The organism is Microbacterium rhizomatis (genome assembly GCF_008710745.1).
GTDB lineage: Bacteria > Actinomycetota > Actinomycetes > Actinomycetales > Microbacteriaceae > Microbacterium > Microbacterium rhizomatis.
In genome coordinates this window covers 338,501-360,843 of record NZ_VYSA01000003.1, presented here as the reverse complement: position 1 = coordinate 360,843, position 22,343 = coordinate 338,501, and the positions used below count along the sequence as shown (strand labels likewise).

Sequence of the window (22,343 nt, the reverse complement as noted above, 5' to 3'; positions counted from 1 at the left end):
CGAAACAGTGAATGGTTCTGGTCTTTACTCGATGTGGTTTCGGAGGACGGAGACCCACGCGCGGTAAGCCGCCCCGTTCAGGTGCAGGGAATCGAGGGTGAACTCGGGCTTCAGCGATCCATCGGCACCGGAGAGCACCGGCCACAGATCGAGGTAGGTGATGTTCTGATCTCGCACGAGCTGCTGGTAGCGCTCGTTCAGATTCTTGATGCGGTCGCGGAATTTCGCGTTGCGAGGCAGCACGCTCTGCAGCACGATCTCGGCTCCCGGTGCTGCGGTTCTGATTCCGTCAACGATCTGTGTGACCCGGGCGACGATGTCGTCCGGGCTGATCTTCCAGCTGAGGTCGTTCGTACCGATGAGGAGGAAGACCTTCGACGGTGTGCCGACGATCGCGCTCGACAGTCGCGTGAGCACGCCGGCGGTGAGGTCGCCGTCGATGCCGCGGTTGGCCACGGCGACGTCGGGGAACCACTCCTGCCAGAGGCCACCGGCGGTGATGCTGTCACCGATGAACACGATGTCGGCCGACCCCGAGGCGAGCTCGGTGAACTGCGACACCCGCATGTCGTGAGCGCGCTGAATGAACCGCTTGACGATGAGGTTTCCGATGAATGACACGGCGGCTCCTAAGCGTTCTGGCCTCGTGATTGCGCGACCTTGCCGAGCCAGTGCAGACTCGGCTTCGGCGTGCGCACGAACGTCGTGCGGTCGACGGCGATGAGCCCGAAGGTGGGGCCCCAGTGACCCCACTCGTAGTTGTCGAGTAGCGACCAGTGCAGGTAGCCGCGCACGTCGACGCCGTCGGCGATCGCAGCCTCGAGGCCTTCGAGCGCCGCGGTCGTATACTCGATCCGGCGTGCGTCATCGGTGGTGGCGATGCTGTTCTCGGTGACGAGGGTCGGCAGTCCAGTGACTTCAGCTGAATGACGGAGGGCCGTGCCCAGCGCGTCCGGACGGTAAGCGGAGCCGACCGCTGTGTTCTCGGGGTGCTCAGGATGCGGCACGAGACCGTTCGCGTCGACCTCCTGGGCGGAGTATGCCTGGACGCCGACGAAGTCGTCATCGGAGGACGCCTCGAGGTAGATGTCTTCCCAGAGGAATCTGACTTCGGCGAGCTTCGTCGAATTCTCGGGCGTCGAGTAGAAGGCCCCGTTGGCGATCGACCAGCCGACCTGTGCCCCGGCGCGCTGACGGATGATGTCACGCACGGCGTGGTGCGCATCAATGAACGGGGCCGCGAACTCTGCAGTCGGGACGGGAAGACTGGCCGCGATCCGATCACGGTCGGACTCACCCTCGACAGTGGGGCTCTGCCACTGTGACAACTGACCGTTTCGCATGGACTCTTGCAGCATCACCATCATCGCCATCATGTTGGGCTCGTTGATCGTGATGACCCATTCGACGCCGTGCAGGACCTCGGTGGCCCTGGTCACGTACGCGATGAACCGGTCGGTCGCAGCGGGCGACAGCCATCCGCCCTCTTCCGCGAACCAGCGGGGGTTGCTGAAGTGATGCAGTGTCACGACCGGCTTCAGACCGAGCTCGAGCGCCGTGTCGATCATGCGGCGGTAGTGCGCGAGCTCGGCGTTCGAGAACTCGCCGGGCCGCGGCTCGATGCGCGCCCACTCGATGCCGAAGCGGTAGGCATTCAAACCCGCGTCGGCGAGAAGCTGCATGTCTTCGCGGTAACGGTGGTAGCTGTCGTCAGCGTCACCGCTGGGTTCCATGCCGGGCATGAGGCCCTCCCGTGCCCACCAGTCGCTGTTGATGTTGTTGCCCTCGATTTGGTGCGGCGAGGTCGACGCACCCCACAGGAATGTGTGTGGATAGGCGGCCATCGGTCTTCTCCTTCAGTGCAGCAGGTGACGACGGGAGTCGCGGCCGGTCGACGAGGACGGGCCGCAGGGCTGGGGACGAGGGGTTACCGAACGGACTTGACCTTCAAGACCACCATGCCGCCGATCACCGTGAGCACCGCGGCGCCGATGTAGAGGATCGCGTAGTTCGGTTCCCCCGTGAGCGCGCTCATCGCAAGAACGGCGGATGCCGCGATCGGCGCGAGGGCCTGAGGGATCGTCGTCGCGAACTGGGTGATGTTGATGAAGCGGCCGGCTTCGGTGTCCCGTTCGGGAAGCACGTCGAGGAACAGCGCCTGATCAACCGCGGAGAACACGCCGATGCTGATATTGCACAACAGCGATCCGATCAGCAGGAGCGTCAGGTCAGGTGCGACAACCATGATCAGTGCGCCGATGCCGAACAGGATGCCCGAGCCGAGGACGAAGATCTTCCGGCGCCGCAGCCTGTCGGACAGGAACCCACCGAAGAAGACGCCGGCAATGGTACCCAGAATGCCGACCAGTCCGAAGGTGGCGACAGTGCCGCTGATCTCCAGAACGGGGATGTTCAGTCGCTGGGCGAAGAAGTAGGCCGTGTAGGAGGTGTTCAGAGTGAGACCGAAGAAGAAGAAGAACCGACCCAGCCAGTTCCACGCGAAGTCGGGATAGCGCTTCGGGTTGAACACGTAGTTGGCCAGCGCGACCTTGGCAGTCAGCGGGGCGTCGAACGTGAAGGTACAGCTATCGGCATCCTTATAGAAGAGGACGAAGATCAGCACGAACAGCAGGGCGATCGCCCCGGGCACCAGAAAGAGCAGGAACGGCTGAGTGGCGACGATGCCGCCGAGCACCGCGCCGAACACGGGGGCGACCATGGTGACGAAGCCGGTGATCGCACCGACCTTGCCGCGCTGAGTTTCGGGGAGCTTGTCGGCCTGGATCGTGGTGAAGACGTTGGTCGCCTGGCTCCAGCCGACCTGCGCAATCATCCAACCGAGCCCCAGGATCACGACGTTGGGGCCGACTGCCATGATCGTGAGGCCGATCAGGCCGACGATCGTCCCGCCGACGAGCCATGGCCGGCGGCGTCCGAATCGCGAGCGGGTGCGGTCGCTGAGCTGACCGCCGAGAGGCCCGACCAGCAGTGCAGCGAGGGAACCGAGCCCGAGCACGATTCCGAGGTACTCGGGATTGTCCGGGGCAAGCACGCGCACTCGGAGGGCGAGGGAGATCGCGATCGGCGTGACGAACGCCAGATAGGTGCCGAACAAACCCAGCGCAAGGAGGGTGATGAAACCCTTGCTCACCTTGGGACGTTCCTCCGGCCCGGACTGCTGGGCAGCGATCAGCTGCTCGGCATCGTCCGTCGCGGACGCGCCCGCCAGCGGGAAGGCTCCCTCGGACGGGATGGGCGTGGGGCTATCGGGGGCGTTCATGGATGACTCCTTTGTCGTGCGTGCGGGTGCGGGGGTGTTCGGGCTACTGGGCCGTCAGCGTGATCGTGGCCGGAGTGCACCCGTCGGTCTCTGCGGTGACGGTTATCTCTCCGAATCCGGTCGGTCGGAGGATCGCAAGGGCTCGACCGTCGAAGGTGGTGTGAATTGCCGAGTCGAAGGATTCGGTTGTGACGGGAGCGCCGCTTCCGAAGGCTTGCAGTACAGCCGGCCCGGTGATCGTGAGTTTGACCGGCTGGTCGCCGCCACCCCCGGTCAGGGTGATCGGCAGATAGGCAAGGTCGGTGCCGTCCGAAAGGACAGGGTTTCCCTCCACGTCGATGCTCAGCTCGCGTGCGAGATCCGTTTCGACGGTGGCGCGCCCGGTCTCCACCCCAGCGGTGTAGGCGATCGCGACGAGCGTGCCAGGCTGATAGATCGTGTCGAACTCGACGCGGTAGTCCTGAACGGGCACCAGAGCCAACCTCGCGCCGTTGAGCTGCAACTCGATCTCGTCGGCGTCGCTGTACACCTCGACGACGGCGGGCCGTCCTTCGCTGCCGGGCCAGGACCAACTGCAGATCGAGTCGCTCCAGGCCCATGGGGTGGCGACACCGATCGGCCGACCGTGATTCTCTGGGCGCTGCACGGCGATGTAGGGCACTGATCGCAGCCCGAAGACGGTCTCGCGGAAGAAGGAGACGGGCCGGCGATCACCGATGATGTCGATGTCGCCGCACCATGCGGTGAGCTCGGGGAATCCGCCGGAGAACCCGCTGCCTTCCACCATCGCATCTGCGTACCGGATGGCGCCGATGCCGGTCTCGCCGAGGTAATCCCAGCCAGTCCACGTGAAGTCTCCGATCACCCGCGGGTCGGCTTCCACCAGCGCCCAGTTGTTCGCGATCGAGTTCGGCCACGTCTCCGTTCCGACGATGATGCGGTCGGGGAAGCGTTCGCGATCGGCCACGTATCGAGCGTCGGAGTAATTCATTCCGGCGACATCGAGGACGGCGAAAGATTCCTCGGTGCGTTCGGTTGCGGCATCCGAGGCCTGGATGTGCCCCATCATCTGACCGAACCCGGCCATCATTGTGTTGACGCCGCCGCCCCCGGCAGTGGTGTCGGCGGCGGCGTCCCGCCGAGCCTTCATCTGCGGCACGATCGTGTCGAGCATCGCCACAAACGGGTTGATGCCATTGGTGACGAAGCGCGTCGGGTCGAGCGAGCGCACCTTCTCCGCGAGGCGGCGTCCCCACGTCGACCCGATCGGGGTCCCGGTCTCGGGGATCTCGTTGCCGATCGAGTAGAAGATAACGCTCGGGTGGTTGAAGTCCTTGGCGACGAGCGCCTCGACGTCGCGTTCCCACCACTCGGGGAAGTCGAAGGAGTAGTCGTAATCGCTCTTGCCCGAGGTCCACACATCGAAGGTCTCATCCATCACCAGCATCCCGAGCCGGTCGCAGGCGTCGAGCAGTGCGGTGCTCATCGGGCAGTGCGAACTGCGGATGGCGTTGAACCCGGCGTCCTTCAGCCTCGCCACCTTGCGCTCTTCGGCGGCGCGCATGGATACGGCGCCGAGCGGACCATTGTCGAGGTGGATGCAGGCGCCGCGCAGCTTGACGATTTCGCCGTTGATGCGAAGGCCATGCCGGGGGTCGAGCTGCAGCGAGCGGATGCCGACCACTGTCGACTCCTCGTCGACCACCCGCTCGCCGTCGCGGAGCGTCAGGAGCACGTCATGGAGGTTAGGTGCGTCGACGCTCCACAGAGCAGGGTTGTCGAGGAAGAGCCGCTGCCGAGCGGTCGCCCGCGTGCCGGGAAGGAGGGTGACGGGTGAGCTGCCGGTGCCGACGATCGCGCCCTCCGGGTCAAGAATGAGGACGTCGACGCGATAGGTCTTCGTGAGCGGTCCAGCGTTCTCGATGTCGGCGATGACTTCGACCACAGCTGCGTCGTGCTCGACGGTCGGGGATGTGACACGCACGGCGTCGCGAACGATGTGGCCGGCATCTTTCACGACGAGGTGCACGTCGCGGTAGATCCCCGCGCCCGCGTACCAGCGGCTGTCGAGGTGCGTGCGGCATTCGACCCGAATCTCGTTCTCGGCGTCGAAGACGAGAAAGGGGTCGATGCGCACGGCGAATCGGGAGTACCCGAAGGCGCGCTGGCCGGCGAGGCTGCCGTTCACGTAGATCGCGGCATCACGGTAGACACCGTCGAACTCGAGCAGGATGCGGCGACCGCTGTCTTCGGTCGAGGCGCGGTAAGTCTTGCGGTACTCGAATACGCCGCCGGCAAAGTACCCGTTCATCTCGCCTCGCGGAAAGTCGGCTCGGCGGGGCTGGGCGATGAGAGCGTCGTGCGGAAGATGCACGTTGTTCCAGCCAGACGCGACGCTTCCGCCGAGCTCCTGGAATGCAGTGACCTTATTACGAAAGCCCCACCCGTCGTTGAAGAGGACGCGCCCAGGGGCACGCCGGGAGTCGTCGCGACTCTCCACCTCGGCCACTGCGATCTGCTCTGACGGCACAACATCCTCCTCGACGTCCCGCCGAAAATACCCATGTGTGGCGGTTTTGAAGACGGTAGCACAAAACCCGCCGGAGTGGGGTAAATTCATTTTCGGGAACGAAGGAGTGCATGATGACGAGCGAGTCTGAAGCTCACACCCGCGGGCCGTACGCGAAGTCCGCGGGTGTTCGTCAGCGCATCCTCGAGGCTGGAATGCAGGCGTTCGCTGAAGCCGGCTACTACGCGACGTCGCTGAACGACATCGCCGACCGAGCAGGGATCAGCCGCCGGGGGCTCGGGCACCACTTCAAGAGCAAAGAGGAGCTGCTCACGGTAGTCCTCGATCAGCGCCAGGATGAAGACGCTGAGTTTATCCGCAATACCAGCGGAATCGACTCGCTCGCCGCCGTGCTCGCCGTGTCGACGCACAACACCGAGCGCCCAGGCCTCATCCAGCTCTACAGTCTGTTGCGCGCGGACGCCACCGCCGCCGAACACCCCGCGCACGAGCACCACCGGCTCCAGTACGACGGGCTGCGACTCTATTTGGCCCGAGCGTTCGACGAGGTGCGCGCCGCCGGCGAGCTGAACTCGGACGAGGACTCTGGCACCCTGGCATCCACATTTCTCGCGCTTATGGACGGGCTTCAGATTCAGTGGCTCTATAACCGCGCCAGCACCGACATCGATCGGGTCCTCCGCGCGTACATGAGGAGCGTGGTCCCTTCATTCCCGCAGGCGGCAGATGCCCGACCCTTGGTCGCGACCTCGCTCACTTGACCGACGACTGGTTGTGAGCGCCGTGCTTGCGGCTCACGCCGGTGGCCCAACGTTGCGTAGTGCTTCCCTCGCCCGTGTGCGGCGGCGATTGACGAAGTGGGGGCGCGCAAAGCCCTCGACCCTTGCTACCCAGAGAGATCCCCGATCTAGGCGGATCTGATGGATCCATCACGGACAGGGAAGGTCATTCGGGTCCCAGGAGTGCAAGGGCTGCCTTGATCAAGGAAGCGACCGATCCGGCCGCTCTCGCGTCCTGTGCAGCGTGCTCTACGGCCGTCATGGCGTCGCGCTTGTTCCACCCCAACCCCTGCAGCGCGGTCACCGCCTCGCCGACATGTGATGCCGCACCCGACCCGTCAGCGGGCGCGGCATCGGCAGCCGCGCCCAGGCGAGGACGAAGCGAGAGGAGGATCATCGCCGCCGCACGGGGGCCTACTCCCGGGACCTTCCGCAGCACCGGCTCATTGCCCTGCCGGATCGCGTCGACGAGACCGTTGTACCCCAGGCTCGACAATGCACTACGCGCGATCTTCGCACCGACACCCGGCACGGAGGTCATCAACTCGAACAGCTCCAGCTCTTCGCGGATCGCGAAACCGTAGATAGTCAAATCCTCCTGACGGACGGTCAGCGTGGTGAACAGGCAAACCTCATCGCCGGCCAACGTGGCTTCCGCGAAACCCCCGGCCACGGAGACTTCAAGCCCCACCCCACCGACATCCACCACAACGCGATCGCGATGAACAACAACAACCTTCCCTGCGACGACGGAGATCATACGGGACGAACATCGGGTGATCGACGAGACAGCATTCTTCCTCCAGATCGAGTAAACGACTGGAGGTTTCAAGCCTCGGATCTCCGCGCAACGCGCCCGACCGCCCCGAGCATCCCGGGCAGACTGAAAGCCTACCGGCCCATGAACGGCCCCCGACCGCCTCGACCGGTGCTGACCCCCGGCCCATACCTGATCTCATCGGCCACAGTGGCTGCGGCCCCTCTGGCCGTGGGGGGAGCCTCGGCCGGGTGTGGGCAACCACCATGGAATCGAATTTGAGCGGACCGGACGAGGCGACAGTGCACAGATGAGTGATGGCGTCGACGCCGCCTTGCCGATGCGGCTAAGCAAGATCCCTAACCCGGTGGGCTGCCGTGGGGCAGATTCCCACGGCAACTTTCGCGGCCGAAACCGCGTGATTTGCGGGATCGGGAGGCCGAGCCCTGGCCGTCAATCGCGCCGCGAGGAAGGATGGCTATGCACCCGTTCCCAGGCTCTACTCGGCAAAGCCGCCCAAAAACCCGCGGAACTGCGCGCCAATCCGGGCGTTGGCGAGCGCCCATCCACACACAACTTTTCTCATTTCCGTTCGACGGGAGCGAGAAATACCCTCTGATCAGGGATTTATGGCGGTGACGGTGGGATTTGAACCCACGGTAGGGGGTTACCCTACACAACTTTTCGAGAGTTGCACCTTCGGCCGCTCGGACACGTCACCGCCGAAGAGTTTACGTCACACTCACGGATGCCGCGAATCGGCGCCTCCCCCGCGCCGCGAGACGCGGCATCCGCACCTGAACAGTCCCCGCAAAGGTGCGTTCGCCGCGTCTCGCGACAAAGCGCGTCCCGCGCTACTCGACCAGCGCCGCCGCCCCGGCGATCAGGTCGACGACCTCGGCGGGCTCGGGCATCTGCACCGCGAAGACATACGTCGCGGTGAAACCGAGGTCGGCGAGCTCGCGCACGGTCGCCGCCACCGACTCCGTCGATGAGGCGGGGCTCACCGGGATCATCGCCGTCTTCTCGATCTCGTCGTAATCGCGGCCCACCGCGTCGCAGTGCGCGCGGAGCACGTCGAGCTTGCGAGCGGATTCCGGCGAGTACGAGATGTTGCAGGCATCCGCGTACTGGGCCACCAGCCGCAGCGTCTTCTTCTCGCCGCTGCCGCCGATCATGAGGTACGGATGCGGTCGCGTGATGCTCTGCGGAGAATTCAGCGTGCGGCCGAGCTGCCAGATCGCACCCTCGTACGGCTCTTCCGATCCCGACCACATCTGCAGGCAGATCTGGATCTGCTCCTCGAGCTGGCGGAACCGCTCGGCGACCGGCGGGAACTCGATCCCGAGCCCGGCGGACTCCTGCTCGTTCCACGCGGCGCCGATGCCCAGGCCGACCCGACCGCCCGAGAGCACATCCAGGGTGGTGACCGCCTTCGCCAGGAGCGCGGGGTGCCGGTAGATCACTCCCGTGACGAGGGTGTGCAGCAGCGCCTTCTCGGTGTGCGCGACGATGAAGCCGAGCGTGGCGTACGCCTCGAGCATCTCGTTGCTCTCCGGGCCGATCCCCGGGAGCTGCCAGAAGTGATCCATCACGGTCATCCGCTGGATGCCGGCCGCCTCCGCATTGCGCACGTGCGCCGCCAGGGCGGGCCCGAGCTGCGCGGGGCCGGAGTTCCAGGTGTAGTCCGCGATGTGGAGTCCGAATTCCATGTGCCGCTCCCGTTCCCGGGCGGATGCCGCATCCGCTCCACCGATCAGGGTACGACCGTCAGAGGGGGCGAGGAGCGCTTCGTCCGTCATTCGGGTGAACGCCGGACGAAACGACACGCGGCTACCAGGCGGAGGCGACCTCGGCGTGCGTTCGCAGGATTCCCTCCGTCGTGCCCTCGGGGGCCCGGCCGATGCCGCACTCGGTCGCGACGCCGAACTCCGTCACGACGGTGGAGGCTGCGGCGATCCGCCGACGCGCCCCCTCGACGCCGTCTTCTCGGTGCACGAGGCCGAGGTAGAACTCGGTCTCAGCGTCGAGCGCGAGCTCGGAGAGCGGCGCGAAGTACGCAGCGTCGTCGCGCTCGATCGGCACCGGCAGGTGCAGCCACGTGAGCGGTCGTTCGAGCTGCGACAGCACCGCGTTGGCGAACCGGGTGAGGTTGGCCGTGTCGACCGGCTCGAAGAAGTGCGCTTCGCCGGCGTCGCCGTAGCAGAGGTGGATGCCGACCTCCACGTCGGCGGGCACGGCGTTCACCAGCGCTGCGACCCGCGCGGGGAGCTCCGCCCATTGGTCGTCGAACCATCCGCTGTAGGCGCCGCCGTACGTCTCTTCGTAGCCGCCCGACTCGAGCACGGCGAACTCGGTCGCGACGTCCCACTGGATCGCGAGGTCGTCGTGCGGGATCGCGTCGACGATGCGCTCCAGCTCACCACGGAGGGCGGCCGCGTACACCGGCTCGATCGCGGGCCGGTCGTCGCCGCGGAAGAATGCGGCGATCACGCCGACCGGCGTCGGGAGCGACACCTGGAAGCGCACCCCCTCGGGCACAGCGCCTTCGTCGCGGAGGCGCGAGAAGATCGCGTACGACTCGATCGCCGCATCCGCGTACCCGAGCGGAGGAAGCACGATGGATGCCGCATCCACTCCGTCTGCGATGCGCACCGGCCGCGCGTCGAGGCCACGCACGAGGATCGGTTCGTCGCCGATGCGCTCGAGTCCGTCGGCTTCGCCGATCACGTCGGGCTGGAAGAGGATCCAGTGGAATCGCGCGCCGACCTCTCCGTCGGGGATGCGCTTGAGCCGGCCACCGAGGATGTCGGCGGCGGTGCGGATCGTGGTCTCGGCGTCGTTGAAGTTGATGCTGCCGACGAGGTGGGCACCCTGAGGCTGTGGCATGGCTGATCTCTTTCGCGAAGAGGGGGAAGACGACTCCCCCGCGTGGGTGGAAGCCGCAGCCAGTGCCCGTCGATGGGCGCGAGGCCTCGCGTCAGCCTGCGAACCCCACCACGATCGCACCGGCGCTCATGACGCGCAAGCGCGATGACACCACCGGTAACAGACCGGAATCCACCGGCAGGGCTTAAGCATGGCGGCGGCCGTGGCATCCGTGATCGCTTCACTGTCAGACTGTGGCCATGAGCGTGATCGAGAATTCGAAACTGACCGTCGTCGGCGCCGGAAGCGTGGGCGCGAGCGTCGCGTACGCCGCCCTGATCCGCGGATCCGCACGACACATCGCGCTGTACGACATCGCGACGGCGAAGGTCGAGGCCGAAGTGCTCGACCTCGCCCACGGCACCCAGTTCACCGGCGCGAGCGATATCACCGGCGGCAGCGACATATCGGTCGTCGAGGGATCGCACATCGTCGTCGTCACGGCCGGCGCGAAGCAGAACCCGGGACAGACGCGCATCGAGCTGGCCGGCGTCAACGCGCGCATCATCGCGAGCATGATGCCGCAGCTGCTGGAGGTCGCGCCCCACGCGACATACGTGCTGGTGACCAATCCGTGCGATGTGCTGACGGTGCTCGCCGCCGAGGCATCCGGACTCCCGCACAACCGCATCTTCTCCTCGGGGACGGTGCTCGACACGTCGCGCCTGCGGTGGAAGCTCGCCCAGCGGGCAGGGGTCTCGACGAGCAGCGTCCATGCCTACATCGTCGGGGAGCACGGCGACACCGAGTTCCCGCTGTGGTCGACCGCGACCATCGGCACGGTGCCGATCCTCGAGTGGGAGACCGCCGAGCACCCACGGATGACGGTCGACGAGCTGGATGCGATCGCGATCGATGTGCGGGACGCCGCGTACAAGGTCATTCAGGGGAAGGGCGCGACCAACTACGCGATCGGCCTGTCGAGTGCGCGCATCGTGGAGGCTGTCCTGAACGACGAGCACGCGGTGATGCCGGTGAGCACGGTGCTGACCGACTACCACGGCATCGACGGGATCGCCCTGTCCGTACCGTCGATCGTCTCGGCGTCGGGGGCGGTGCCGATCGCGCAGACGCCCTACTCCGAGCGCGAACTCGGACTGCTCGAGCGTTCGGCCACCGCGCTGGGCGACGTGGTCGAGTCGCTGCGCGGCTGAGTTCTCGCCCGCCCCGGCGTGCGGCGGTGGGATGTCGGATGCTGCGCATAGCCTGAGTCCATGGCCACCCGACGCGCGACCGCTCCCGCGCAGTACCGGTGCACGGAGTGCGGGTGGACGACGCCGAAGTGGGCCGGTCGCTGCGGCGAGTGCCAGCAGTGGGGAACGGTGGTCGAGGCATCCGAACCCACCGGCCTCCTGCGCGCGGTCGCACCCATCGCGCCCGGCGCCGACCGTGTCGCACGGCCGATCACCTCGATCGACACGCGCGACGCCCCCCGACGAACGACGGGCGTCGGCGAATTCGATCGGGTGCTCGGGGGCGGCATCGTGCCCGGCGCGGCGATCCTGCTGTCCGGCGAGCCCGGCGTCGGCAAGTCGACGCTCCTTCTCGAGGTCGCGGCGGCTTCGGCGCGCGCCGGCCGTCGCGTCCTTTACGCGAGCGCCGAAGAGTCGACCGCGCAGGTCCGGTTGCGCGCCGAGCGCACGGGCGCGCTGCATGACGAGCTGTACCTTGCGGCCGAGACCGACCTCGCCACGATCCTCGGCCATATCGATCAGGTGCAGCCCGAGCTGCTGATCGTCGACTCGGTGCAGACCGTGTCGTCGTCGCTGTCCGAGGGCATGGCCGGGCATCCGAGCCAGGTACGGGAGGTGGCATCCACTCTCATCCGCGTGGCGAAAGAGCGCGGACTCCCGGTGATCATCGTGGGGCACGTCACGAAGGACGGCTCGATCGCGGGCCCGCGCATCCTCGAGCACCTGGTCGACGTGGTCTGCCAGTTCGAGGGCGATCGGCAGACGTCGCTCCGGTTCGTTCGGGCGCTCAAGAACCGGTTCGGCCCGACGGACGAGGTCGGCTGCTTCGACATGACCGGCGCGGGGATCGCGGAGGTACCCGACCCGAGCCAGCTGTTCCTGGGTCACGGCGACCCACAGCCGGGCACGTGCGTCGCGATCGCGCTCGAAGGCCGGCGCGCTCTGCCGGTCGAGGTTCAGGCGCTGACGATCGCGACCACGGCTCCCAATCCTCGGCGGATCGTCAATGGCGTCGACGCCGCCCGGGTGGCGATGGTGCTCGCCGTCCTCGAGAAGCGCGCAGGCATCAAGACGTCGGCGATGGACGTCTACGTCTCGACGGTGGGTGGCGTGCGCTTCACCGAGCCGGCGGCTGACCTCGCGATCGCGGTGGCGGTCGCGGGCTCGATCAAGAACCTGGCGATCTCGCAGGGCATCGCCGCGATCGGCGAGCTCAGTCTCGCCGGCGAGATCCGCCCCGTGACGCAGGCCGCGCAGCGGCGGAGCGAGGCCGCACGACTCGGCTACGCCGACCTGATCGATCACCGGTCGCGCAGCCTGCGCGGCGCGCTCGACGACGTGAACGGGCGGTCGAAGATCCGCCCGGGCGATGACATCCCCCAGTTCTGATCTACCAAGGGAGAAGACGAAGCTGCGGGAGGAACTCGCGCTCGAGGTGGTTCCCGTCACCGCCGAGCACGCCCACCTCGCCCGCGAGGCCTACCGCGACTATGGGCGCGGGTCGAGTCACCCCGCGAACCTCAACGACGGCGACTGCTTCAGCTACGCGCTCGCATCCGAACGCCGGCAGCCGCTGCTCTAGGTCGGCGACCACTTCTCGCAGACCGATCTTCGCTCGGCCCGGCAGGCTGAGGGCCGGCTCAGGCTTCGAGCGCCGCGATCACGTCGGCGGGAGACGCCTGCATCGGGTGCGGCCCTGCGATGTCGAAGAACACGGTGCGGATCTCGGCCTCGTGCGTGCTCAGGAAGGCCCGCAGCCACGCCGGCGGCTGCAGGCCGACGGCGGGCGGCAGCGTCGCGGGCTTGTGGGCGGCATCGCTGAACAGCAGCAGTGCCACATCGCCGGTCGCGGGATCGCGATACGTCCATACCTCGCCGATATCGAGCGGATTGTCACGCGTGCCCGGCGTCATGAGCGGCACCACCGTCGGCCCGTGACGCAATGCGAAGGCGACGGCGGCCATGTCCTGCGTCTGCAGCGCGTCGCTCAGCACCGTGTTGCGGAACTCGAGAGGGTCCTTGCCCTTCCCCTTCGCGCGCTTCTTGGCCATCGAACCAGCGTAATCCGCAGGCGGTCAGGCGAGGAACCCGCGCAGCAGCGCCTCCGACCCGGCCAGATGTGCGAGCACGGCCTCCTGTGCGGCATCCGCTCTCCCCGCCAGGATCGCCGAGACGATCTGCTCGTGCTGCGCGTCCGAGTGCTCGATATTGCGCGGCAGCAGCGGAAAGGTGTCTAGCCAGGCGTTGACGCGCGCCCGATTCTCGGCGACCAGCGCGACAAGGGACGGGATGCCCGCGGCCTCCGCGATCGCGAGATGCAGCAGGGTATCGAATCGGCGGTAGTCGGCCTCGCTCGCCGCCGAGGTCTGCTCGTACCGAGCCCAGAGCGCGTCCCGATCCTCGGCCGTGAGCGCCCGGCCCGCGGCGGCGCGCGCGGCGCCGCACTCCAGGACTCGGCGCAGGCCGAGCACGTCGTCGATCTCTGCCGGGGGCACGGGGCCGAGTTCCGCCGGCCGCGGCACCGGGTCGGCCACGAACGTTCCGCCGTACCGGCCGCGGCGGCGGACGAGGTAGCCGGCGTCGGCCAGCTCGCGGATCGCCTCGCGCACGGTGTCGCGGCTCACGCCGTAGCGTCCCGCGAGCTCGCGCTCGGGCGGCAGTGTCTCACCCGGAGCCACGATGCCGAGCCGGATGGTCTGCACCAGGCGCGCGACGGTGTCTTCGAGCGCGTTGCCGTGCCGCACCGGGCGGTACACGGCGCGCTGCACCTCGGTCAGCGCCGGCTCAGCCACGCCCGGCCTCCCGCGTGCCGGACACCGTCGCCCTGCGCGCACAACGCAGGACCGATGCCGCCCCGAACTCCGATTCCGAGGTCGAGCGCGGCGTGTCGGCGCGATCGATCCTGCGTTGTGCATCCGCGACCGGTCCGCCACCCCAGTGGCGCCAGCGCCCCGCACCCGTCGCCCTGCGCGCACAACGCAGGACCAATGCCGCCCCGAACCCCGATTCCGAGGTCGAGCGCGGCGTGTCGGCGCGATCGATCCTGCGTTGTGCATCACGGAACGGGGGTAACGGTGCGCGCGGCATGGGCTCAGAGGGGTGTCACGTAGGCGTTGGTGATGCCGCCGTCGACCACGAAGGCCGTCGCGGTGATGAACGACGCGTCGTCCGAGGCGAGGAAGGCGACGGATGCGGCGAGCTCCTCCGGCTCGGCGAACCGGCCCATCGGCACGTGGACGAGCCGGCGCTGCGCGCGCTCTGGGTCTTTCGCGAAGAGCTCCTGCAGGAGCGGAGTGTTGACCGGCCCCGGGCAGAGGGCGTTGACCCGGATGCCCTGACGCGCGAACTGCACACCGAGCTCGCGGGTCATGGCAAGCACTCCGCCCTTCGAGGCGGTGTAGCTGATCTGCGACGTCGCCGACCCGAGTAGCGCCACGAACGACGCCGTGTTGATGATCGAGCCCTTTCCCACCGGAACCATGTGCCGCAGGGCCGCGCGCGAGCACAGGTACACGCTCTTGAGGTTCACGTCCTGCACGCGATCCCACGCCGGCAGGCCGGTCGTCTCGATCGAGTCGTCGTCGGCGGGCGAGATGCCGGCGTTGTTGAAAGCGATGTCGAGACGGCCGAATTCGGCGGCGACGCCGTCGAAGAGGGCGTCGACGGATGCCTCGTCGGCCACGTTCACGTGCCGGTAGGCGCCTCCGACCTCCGCCGCCGCGGCCTCGCCGGCCGTGGGATCGAGGTCGGCGATCACGACGAATGCGCCTTCGGCCGCGAATCTGCGGGCCGTGGCCAGGCCGATGCCCGAGCCGCCGCCGGTGATGATCGCAACCCGGTCCTTGAGGCGTGCGGTGAGGTCGATGGTCATGGCTGGTGCTCCCGGTCGGTCGAAGGGGTGGTCACGAGGCGTCCGTCGCGAAGAAGACGTTCTTGGTCTCGGTGAAGTGCTCGGCCGCATCGGGACCGAGCTCGCGCCCGAGGCCGGATGCCTTCATGCCGCCGAACGGGGTCCAGTACCGCACCGACGAGTGCGAGTTCACCGAGAGCACCCCGCTCTTCACTCCACGAGTCACGCGCACGGCGCGGCCGAGGTTCTCGGTCCACACCGATCCGGCCAGGCCGTACGCCGTGTCGTTCGCGAGCCGGATCGCATCGGCCTCGTCGTCGAACGGAAGAACCGCGACGACGGGGCCGAAGATCTCCTCCTGCGCGATGCGGTCGCCGGGGGCGGCGAGCACGACGGTGGGCGCGAACCAGAATCCATCGCCACCCGGCGCCGACCCGCGGAACGCCACATCGGCTCCGTCGAGGAAGGATGACACCGTGTCACGGTGCCCGGCCGAGATCAGCGGCCCCATCTCGGTCTCGTCGAGCGACGGGTCGCCCACTCGCCATGCCGCGACGGCGGGCTCGAGAAGCTCCATGAAGCGATCGAGCACCGAGCGCTCGACGAGGATGCGGCTGCGCGCGCAGCAGTCCTGCCCGGCATTGTCGAAGACGGCTCCGGGCGCGGCGGCCGCGGCCTTCTCGAGGTCGGCGTCGGCGAACACGACGTTCGCGCTCTTGCCACCGAGCTCGAGGGTCACGGGCTTGAGGGCCGCCGCGCATCCGGCCGCCACGCCGATCCCCACAGATGTCGAGCCAGTGAAGACGACCTTGCGCACGCCGGGATGCGAGACGAACCGCTCCCCGACGACCGACCCCTGGCCGGTCACGACCTGGAAGACCCCGTCGGGCAGCCCTGCGGCGAGCGCGAGCTCCCCGAGGCGGAGCGCGGTCAGCGGGGTCAGCTCGGCGGGCTTCAGCACGACGGCGTTGCCCGCGGCGAGCGCCGGCGCGAACCCCCACGACGCGATCGTCATCGGGAAGTTCCACGGCACGATGATCCCCACCACCCCATAGGGCTCATGGAATGTGACATCGAGCCCGCCCGCGACCGGGATCTGCTGCCCCGATAGCCGCTCAGGCGCTCCGGCGTAGAAGTTCAGCACCTGGGCGACGTGCGACGCCTCCCATCGGGCGGACGAGATCGGATGCCCCGAATTGCGCACCTCGAGAGCAGCGAGTTCTTCGACATGGTCTTCCACCGCGCGCGCGAAGGCGCGGAGCGCGTCGGCGCGCGCCACGGGCGGCAGCGCGGCCCAGGACCGCTGGGCCTGCACGGCACGGGCGATGGCAGCATCCACCTCGTCGACCGTCGCGCGCGACACCTCCTGGAAGGCGACCCCCGTCGAGGGGTTGATGAGCGTGAACGTCATGCCGACACCTCCGTGCGTGCGTATTCCGCGGCGGCCGCGACCAAGCCGGCGAACAGCCGCCGGTCTTCGAGGTTCTCCTCGGGGTGCCATTGGACGCCGACGAGGTAGCCGCCGGAGGGGTCTTCGAACGCCTGGACGAGCCCGTCATCGGTGCGTGCCGACGCGACGAGACCTTCGCCGAGCCGGTCGACGCCCTGGTGGTGGTAGCTGTGCACGTTCAGGATGTCGTCGCCGACGAGGGCCGCCAGGCGAGACCCGTGAGCGATCTCGACCTCGTTCGTCGCGAACACTCCCCCGCCGATCCGGTACCGCTCGGTGCCCATCGATTCGGGGAGGTGCTGCTGCAGCGTGCCACCGCGCGCCACGTTCACAAGCTGGAGGCCGCGGCAGATCGCGAAGACCGGCATGCGCCGCGACTCCGCTCCGCGGAAGAGCGCGAGCTCCCAGTCGTCGCGATCGGGGCGCGCGGGGTCGGTGAGCGGATGGCGGGGCGCGCCGTACAGTTCGGGCTGCACGTCGAGCCCACCGGTGAGGATCAGCCCGTCCAGTCCGTCCAGCACAGCGGATGCCGCGGCATCCACGTCGACGGATGAGTGTCGTTGCGGGGGCAGCAGCACGGCGACGCCCCCCGAGGACGTGACGGCGTCGAAATACTGCTGCGGAAGGAACGCCGCACGCACGTCCCACACCCCCTGCTTGGCCTGCTCGAGGTAGGTCGTCAGGCCGATGACCGGCAGTCGCGTCTCAGAGCCGTTCGAACCCACGGACCCTCTCCCAATCGGTCACGGCCGCGTCGTAGGCCTCGACCTCGATGCGCGCCTGGTGCAGGTAGTGCTCGACGACGTCGTCGCCGAAGGCGGCACGGGCGATCGCGGACTGCTCGAACAGTGCCGCCGCGTCGCGCAGCGTGGTCGGAAGCGTGTCGGCTCCGGCCGCATACGCGTTCCCGCCCACCGGGTCGGGAAGGGGCAGTTCGTTCTCGATGCCCCAGAGTCCGCCCGCGATGATCGCCGAGACAGCGAGGTACGGATTAACGTCCCCGCCCGGAACGCGGTTCTCGACCCTCAGCCCTTTGCCGTGACCGACCACCCGGAGCGCGCACGTGCGGTTGTCGAGCCCCCACGCCACCCCGGTGGGGGCGAAGCTGCCCTTCGCGTAGCGCTTGTACGAGTTGATGGTCGGCGCGTAGAGGAGCGTGAATTCACGGAGCGTGGCGAGCACGCCGGCGATCCAGTGCTCCATGAGCGGGCTGAATCCGTGCGCCTGGTCACCGGCCATGACTGCATCGCCCGACGCGGAGCGCACCGACAGGTGGATGTGGCAGCTGTTGCCCTCGCGCTCGTTGTACTTGGCCATGAACGTGAGCGACTTGCCGTGCGCGTCGGCGATCTCCTTCGCCCCGTTCTTGTAGAGCGTGTGGTTGTCGCAGGTCTCGAGCGCTTCGGCGTACCGGAAGGCGATCTCCTGCTGGCCGTCGTTGCACTCGCCCTTCACGCCCTCGCAGTACATTCCGGCGCCGTCCATGCCGACGCGGATGTCCCGCAGCAGCGGTTCGAGCCGGGTCGTGGCGAGGAGGTTGTAGTCGACGTTGTAGTCGGTCGACGGGGTGAGCCCGCGGTAACCCTTGCCCCAGGCATCCCGGTACGAATCGTCGAAGACAATGAACTCGAGCTCCGTCCCCGCATAGGCGACGAGGTCGCGGGCGGCGAGACGCTCGCGCTGCGCGTTCAGGATGCTGCGCGGCGACTGCACGACGCGATCGCCGTTCTCCCACCCGAGGTCGGCCATGACGAGTGCCGTCCCGGGGATCCACGGCAGTCGCCGCAGCGTCTCGATGTCCGGCGAGAGGACCATGTCTCCGTAACCCTGTTCCCAGCTCGACATCGCGTAGCCGTCGACGGTGTTCAGATCGACGTCGACCGACAGCAGGTAGTTGCACGCCTCGGCGCCGTGCGGAAGCACGACGTCCTGCCAGAACCTGGCCGACACCCGCTTTCCGACGAGTCGCCCTTGGGCGTCGGGGAACGCGACGATCACCGTGTCGATCTCTCCGGCGCCGATCGCCTCGTCCAGTTCGGCGGCCGTCAGGTTTCCCGGCATGGTGTTCCTCTCGTGACGCGCATGGGGCTCCATCGACTGCGCAGGCGACCAATAGACCGCTCCTGCACACGTCGACGAAGCCAACTGTAACGAGAAACTTACATCTAAAGGTAGACACCCGTACCAATAGCCAGCACAATCATCCGCAAAGGCGTGGCTGCTCCATCCCTTGATGCCCGCCGCCCGACACGAGCATTCCGGAGGACCCCATGTCCCAATCCAGGAGCGACGCGCGCAAGGTCGCCGGCGCCACCTACGCCCGAGCGGGCGACGGCTATTTCGAGAAGCGCACCCTGAAGCGATCAGCCGGGGTGTGGGGGCTGTGGGGGCTCGCGGTCGCCGCGGTCATCTCCGGCGACTTCTCCGGATGGAACTTCGGGATCGACTTCGCCGGCTTCGGCGGAATGCTGATCGCCTTCATCATCCTCGTCGCGATGTACTACGGCATGATCTTCTCGATCGGCGAGATGGCCGCCGCGATGCCGCACACCGGCGGTGCGTACTCGTTCGCGCGCTCGGCGATGGGCCCGTGGGGCGGTCTGGTCACCGGGGCCGCCGAGACGATCGAGTACGTCGCCACGACGGCGGTGATCGTCTACTTCTCGGCCTCGTACGCCAACGCGATCACCAGCGAGTTGCTCGGCTTCGACCTGTCGGCCGACGGCGCGAACATGATGTGGGTCTGGTACGTCGTGCTCTACCTCGCCTTCGTGCTGCTCAACGCCGCGGGCGCGTCCATCTCGTTCAAGTTCGCGATCGTAGTCTCGATCATCTCGATCGGCATCATCGTGGTCTTCTCGGTGATGGCGCTCGCCTCGGGCGCGTTCCAATGGGCGAACCTGTGGGACATGGTGCCCGACCCCGGGCAGACCGAGTTCCTCCCGCACGGCGTCTTCCCGATCCTCTTCGCTCTCCCCTTCGCGATGTGGTTCTTCCTCGGCATCGAAGAGCTGCCCCTGGCCGCCGAAGAATCGCACAACCCCGTGCGCGACATCCCGAAGGCCGGCTTCTGGGCACGCGGCACCCTGATCGTCACGGGCCTGCTGGTGCTGTTCCTCAACACGGGGGTCATCGGCGCCGAGGCGACGGGAGTCGCCGGCGAGCCGCTCCTCGACGGCTTCCGTGCGATCGTGGGCGACGAGCTCGCCGCGGTGCTCGCCCTCCTCGCCCTGGTGGGGCTGCTCGCCTCGCTGCAGGGCATCATGTTCGCCTACGGACGCAACATGTACTCGCTCTCGCGGGCCGGGTATTACCCGCGCTTCCTCTCACTGACGGGCAAGCGGCAGACCCCCTGGGTCGCGCTCGTGGTGGGCGCCGCCATCGGCTTCATCGCCCTCGTCGTGCTCGACGTGCTGGCCGCTGTCAACGAGGGCGCAGGGGCCGTCGCCGGGGCGATCGTGCTGAACATCGCCGTGTGGGGTGCCGTGCTCGCGTACCTGCTGCAGATGGTCTCGTTCATCATCCTGAGAAAGAAGCTGCCGAACGTCGAGCGGCCCTATCTCAGCCCATGGGGCATTCCAGGCGCGGTGATCGCCGCCGTGATCGCGGCGCTCATCTTCGTGGGCTTCCTGCTCAACCCGACGTTCGGTCCGGCGATCATCGCGATCGCGATCGTCTACGTCGTCATCCTGATCGGCTTCGCCGTCTTCTTCCGCCACCGCCTCGTGCTCTCGCCCGAAGAGGAGTACGCGCTTTCGGGCGGCACGCACGGCGACCCGCAGACCGAGGGATACGACGCGATGGAGAAGGACGTCTTCGGCGACAGGGTCTGACGCGCAACGCGCGGCCTGAATCGGAACGAATGGCCGAGGTGAACCTGATTCACCTCGGCCATTCGGTGCGTCATGGGCGTGAAATGCGCCTGCCCCCCGAAACGCATGGCCCTCTCGAACCATCCTGAAGATCTGGAGGGCTCGAGAGGGCCTACTGCTCACCGCGGCGATCCGTCAACACGCTGGGGACGAGTCGAACAACACCGCTGGGGACGGCGCTGGATCGCATACGGGAGCTATCAGAAACGCTACCGGGCGCTCTACTGGTTGTCTGTCCCCTCTTTGGGGGACATTTTGGGGGACACGTCGCGGCAGTCAGATTGCCGTGAGACCCGCCCGGCGGTGCCTCAATAGAGCATAAACGATGCGGTCTGCGTGGCCGGAATCCCACCGATCGATACGGCCAGGTGATACGACGCGCCGCCGCCCGGGGCCCGCGAGCGGTCCGGGCTGTCGCACGAGTCGACCGACGACCGCGTGCGGTCCCACGTGAGGGGAGTGGCGCTGGTCACGGATTGCCCTGCCGTGAGCAGCACGACCATGTCGCTCGGCTGGTTCTGACAGTCGGTCGATCGCCACCAGGTGTCGCTGCCACTGGTGATCGTGAAGACCTGCGCGCTCGTGCCGACGTTGATCGTGCAATCTTTGGCGCTCTTGTTGGTGAGCTTGATCGACAGCTGCGGGTTCTGATCCGAGGCGTACGTGTCATGATCGGCGAGAGCCTCGACGGTGACATCACCCGCGGTGCAGGCCACGGCCTCGGTGGCGGTAGGCGCCGGCGTCGGCGTCGGCTCGGCGACCGGAGCGACCGATGCGGTCGGGGTGGGGCTCGCGCTCGGCGCGGCGGTCGCGCCCGCGCTCGGCGCGGGGAAGCCTGTCGTGATGCTCGAGTATCGGCTCGGTAACGGGCTCGAAGCCGGCTGCTCGGCCGCGGTCCCCCGCCACGGCTGGGCGACGAGCAGCCAGACGGCGGCGACCACGACGGCGATCACGAGGAGGAGCATGAGGCGCCGCCGGCGATAGACGGCGGGCGACTGTCGCCTGCGCGGTGCGGGGGTTGCCATGGATCCAGGCTATGCGGCGAGTCCCGCACGCCCCTGTCGACGCGCCCCGCGCGGCGCCTCCACGTTCGCCGAGAGTCCTCGGTCGGCTACAGCCGCTTGAGCATCCGGGTGTTGCCGAGCGTGTTGGGTTTCACGTGCGCGAGGTCGAGGAATTCCGCGACGCCCTCATCGGGACTCCGCACGAGCTGCGAGTAGACGTCGGGGTCGACGACCTGCTCGCCGATCTCGGTGAACCCTCGCCGACCGAAGAACTCCGTCTCGAACGTCAGACAGAACAGTCGTGACAGCCCGAGGGTCCGGGCGTTGACTTCCAGGGCCTCGACGATCCCACGGCCGACGCCGTGGTGCAGCCATTCGTCCTCGACGATCAGCGTGCGCACTTCGCCGAGGTCTTCCCACATGACGTGCAGGGCGCCGCAGCCGATGAGGCTCCCGCTCTCGTCTTCGGCGACGACGAACTGCTGAACGGCCTCGTAAAGCACGACGAGGTCTTTGCCGAGCAGGATCCGCCGCTGCACGAACGGCTCCAGCAGACTCTGGATCTCACGCACATCGGCCGCGCGCGCCGGCCGGATGCGGAATTCGCTCATCCCACCAGCCTAGGCTCGCCCGGCCCCGGGGTGCACAACGCAGGACGGATCGAGCGCGAGATCACGGCGGGCCGCGGAATTCCGAGGGC

General features: G+C 67.6%; 20 protein-coding genes and 1 tRNA gene. 5 read left to right on the top strand and 16 right to left on the bottom strand.

Features of this window, described 5'->3' with window-relative positions:
- Window positions 1–24: 24 nt before the first annotated feature.
- The 4 genes from F6B43_RS15560 to F6B43_RS15545 all read right to left on the bottom strand — a co-directional run bounded on the left by F6B43_RS15560 (window position 25) and on the right by F6B43_RS15545 (window position 5,810).
- Window positions 25–621, bottom strand: coding sequence for a GDSL-type esterase/lipase family protein (locus F6B43_RS15560; protein WP_150449893.1), 597 nt, complete (start codon window positions 619–621; stop codon window positions 25–27).
- An 8-nt stretch (window positions 622–629) separates the two neighbouring features.
- Window positions 630–1,844, bottom strand: a complete 1,215-nt coding sequence (locus tag F6B43_RS15555) for a glycoside hydrolase family 1 protein (protein WP_150449892.1) — start codon at window positions 1,842–1,844, stop codon at window positions 630–632.
- Window positions 1,845–1,927: 83 nt separating this feature from the next.
- A complete protein-coding gene (locus F6B43_RS15550) occupies window positions 1,928–3,280 on the bottom strand; it encodes an MFS transporter (protein WP_150449891.1) in 1,353 nt (450 codons plus the stop codon).
- Window positions 3,281–3,323: 43 nt separating this feature from the next.
- Window positions 3,324–5,810: a glycoside hydrolase family 2 TIM barrel-domain containing protein gene (locus tag F6B43_RS15545; RefSeq protein ID WP_246159998.1), complete on the bottom strand. Its 2,487-nt coding sequence runs from the start codon at window positions 5,808–5,810 to the stop codon at window positions 3,324–3,326.
- A gap of 113 nt (window positions 5,811–5,923) precedes the next feature.
- Between F6B43_RS15545 and F6B43_RS15540 the strand changes: the two genes are divergently transcribed.
- Entirely contained in the window at window positions 5,924–6,571 is a 648-nt protein-coding gene (locus tag F6B43_RS15540) for a TetR/AcrR family transcriptional regulator (protein WP_170285683.1), read from the top strand.
- A 184-nt stretch (window positions 6,572–6,755) separates the two neighbouring features.
- Here the strand turns inward: F6B43_RS15540 and ruvA are convergent, their stop codons facing one another.
- From ruvA to F6B43_RS15520, 4 genes are all read right to left on the bottom strand, one after another.
- Complete coding sequence (ruvA, locus tag F6B43_RS15535; RefSeq protein ID WP_150449888.1) at window positions 6,756–7,349, bottom strand: Holliday junction branch migration protein RuvA; 594 nt, start codon at window positions 7,347–7,349, stop codon at window positions 6,756–6,758.
- A 627-nt stretch (window positions 7,350–7,976) separates the two neighbouring features.
- Window positions 7,977–8,067: transfer RNA gene (locus F6B43_RS15530), tRNA-Ser, on the bottom strand.
- 133 nt (window positions 8,068–8,200) lie between these two features.
- Entirely contained in the window at window positions 8,201–9,175 is a 975-nt protein-coding gene (locus tag F6B43_RS15525; protein WP_246159997.1) for an LLM class F420-dependent oxidoreductase, read from the bottom strand.
- Window positions 9,176–9,179: 4 nt separating this feature from the next.
- A complete protein-coding gene (locus tag F6B43_RS15520) occupies window positions 9,180–10,235 on the bottom strand; it encodes a hypothetical protein (RefSeq protein WP_150449887.1) in 1,056 nt (351 codons plus the stop codon).
- Between the two features lie 239 nt (window positions 10,236–10,474).
- Between F6B43_RS15520 and F6B43_RS15515 the strand changes: the two genes are divergently transcribed.
- Genes F6B43_RS15515 through F6B43_RS15505 form a run of 3 tightly spaced genes read left to right on the top strand, consistent with a single transcriptional unit; the run spans window position 10,475 to window position 13,049 of the window.
- Entirely contained in the window at window positions 10,475–11,428 is a 954-nt protein-coding gene (locus F6B43_RS15515) for an L-lactate dehydrogenase (RefSeq protein WP_150449886.1), read from the top strand.
- A gap of 60 nt (window positions 11,429–11,488) precedes the next feature.
- Window positions 11,489–12,856 (top strand): DNA repair protein RadA, encoded by a 1,368-nt coding sequence (gene radA / locus F6B43_RS15510; protein ID WP_150449885.1) that lies wholly within the window; start codon window positions 11,489–11,491, stop codon window positions 12,854–12,856.
- The gene (locus tag F6B43_RS15505) at window positions 12,837–13,049 is read left to right on the top strand and encodes a type II toxin-antitoxin system VapC family toxin (RefSeq protein ID WP_150449884.1); all 213 of its coding nucleotides are present in this window, start codon (window positions 12,837–12,839) and stop codon (window positions 13,047–13,049) included. Before radA ends, F6B43_RS15505 begins: the two co-directional genes overlap by 20 nt.
- Before the next feature lie 58 nt (window positions 13,050–13,107).
- Here the strand turns inward: F6B43_RS15505 and F6B43_RS15500 are convergent, their stop codons facing one another.
- From F6B43_RS15500 to F6B43_RS15475, 6 genes are all read right to left on the bottom strand, one after another.
- Entirely contained in the window at window positions 13,108–13,518 is a 411-nt protein-coding gene (locus F6B43_RS15500) for a dehydrogenase (RefSeq protein ID WP_150449883.1), read from the bottom strand.
- A gap of 24 nt (window positions 13,519–13,542) precedes the next feature.
- Window positions 13,543–14,259: a FadR/GntR family transcriptional regulator gene (locus tag F6B43_RS15495; RefSeq protein WP_246159996.1), complete on the bottom strand. Its 717-nt coding sequence runs from the start codon at window positions 14,257–14,259 to the stop codon at window positions 13,543–13,545.
- 299 nt (window positions 14,260–14,558) lie between these two features.
- Entirely contained in the window at window positions 14,559–15,338 is a 780-nt protein-coding gene (locus F6B43_RS15490) for a 3-oxoacyl-ACP reductase (protein ID WP_150449881.1), read from the bottom strand.
- A gap of 31 nt (window positions 15,339–15,369) precedes the next feature.
- Window positions 15,370–16,728 carry an aldehyde dehydrogenase family protein gene (locus F6B43_RS15485; protein WP_150449880.1) on the bottom strand — a complete coding sequence of 453 codons (1,359 nt, stop codon included), beginning with the start codon at window positions 16,726–16,728 and terminating at the stop codon, window positions 15,370–15,372.
- Window positions 16,725–17,492: a gamma-glutamyl-gamma-aminobutyrate hydrolase family protein gene (locus tag F6B43_RS15480; protein ID WP_150449879.1), complete on the bottom strand. Its 768-nt coding sequence runs from the start codon at window positions 17,490–17,492 to the stop codon at window positions 16,725–16,727. Before F6B43_RS15480 ends, F6B43_RS15485 begins: the two co-directional genes overlap by 4 nt.
- Complete coding sequence (locus tag F6B43_RS15475) at window positions 17,473–18,828, bottom strand: glutamine synthetase family protein (RefSeq protein WP_150449878.1); 1,356 nt, start codon at window positions 18,826–18,828, stop codon at window positions 17,473–17,475. The genes F6B43_RS15480 and F6B43_RS15475 overlap by 20 nt, the downstream gene beginning before the upstream one ends.
- 209 nt (window positions 18,829–19,037) lie before the next feature.
- On the opposite strand from F6B43_RS15475, the gene F6B43_RS15470 reads away from it, so the two are divergent.
- The gene (locus tag F6B43_RS15470; protein WP_150449877.1) at window positions 19,038–20,600 is read left to right on the top strand and encodes an amino acid permease; all 1,563 of its coding nucleotides are present in this window, start codon (window positions 19,038–19,040) and stop codon (window positions 20,598–20,600) included.
- A 347-nt stretch (window positions 20,601–20,947) separates the two neighbouring features.
- On the opposite strand, the gene F6B43_RS15465 is transcribed toward F6B43_RS15470, so the two are convergent.
- Together F6B43_RS15465 and F6B43_RS15460 are read right to left on the bottom strand one after the other, a co-directional pair.
- Complete coding sequence (locus tag F6B43_RS15465) at window positions 20,948–21,664, bottom strand: hypothetical protein (RefSeq protein WP_211368163.1); 717 nt, start codon at window positions 21,662–21,664, stop codon at window positions 20,948–20,950.
- 86 nt (window positions 21,665–21,750) lie between these two features.
- Window positions 21,751–22,254 carry an amino-acid N-acetyltransferase gene (locus F6B43_RS15460; protein WP_150449876.1) on the bottom strand — a complete coding sequence of 168 codons (504 nt, stop codon included), beginning with the start codon at window positions 22,252–22,254 and terminating at the stop codon, window positions 21,751–21,753.
- Between the last annotated feature and the right edge of the window lie 89 nt (window positions 22,255–22,343).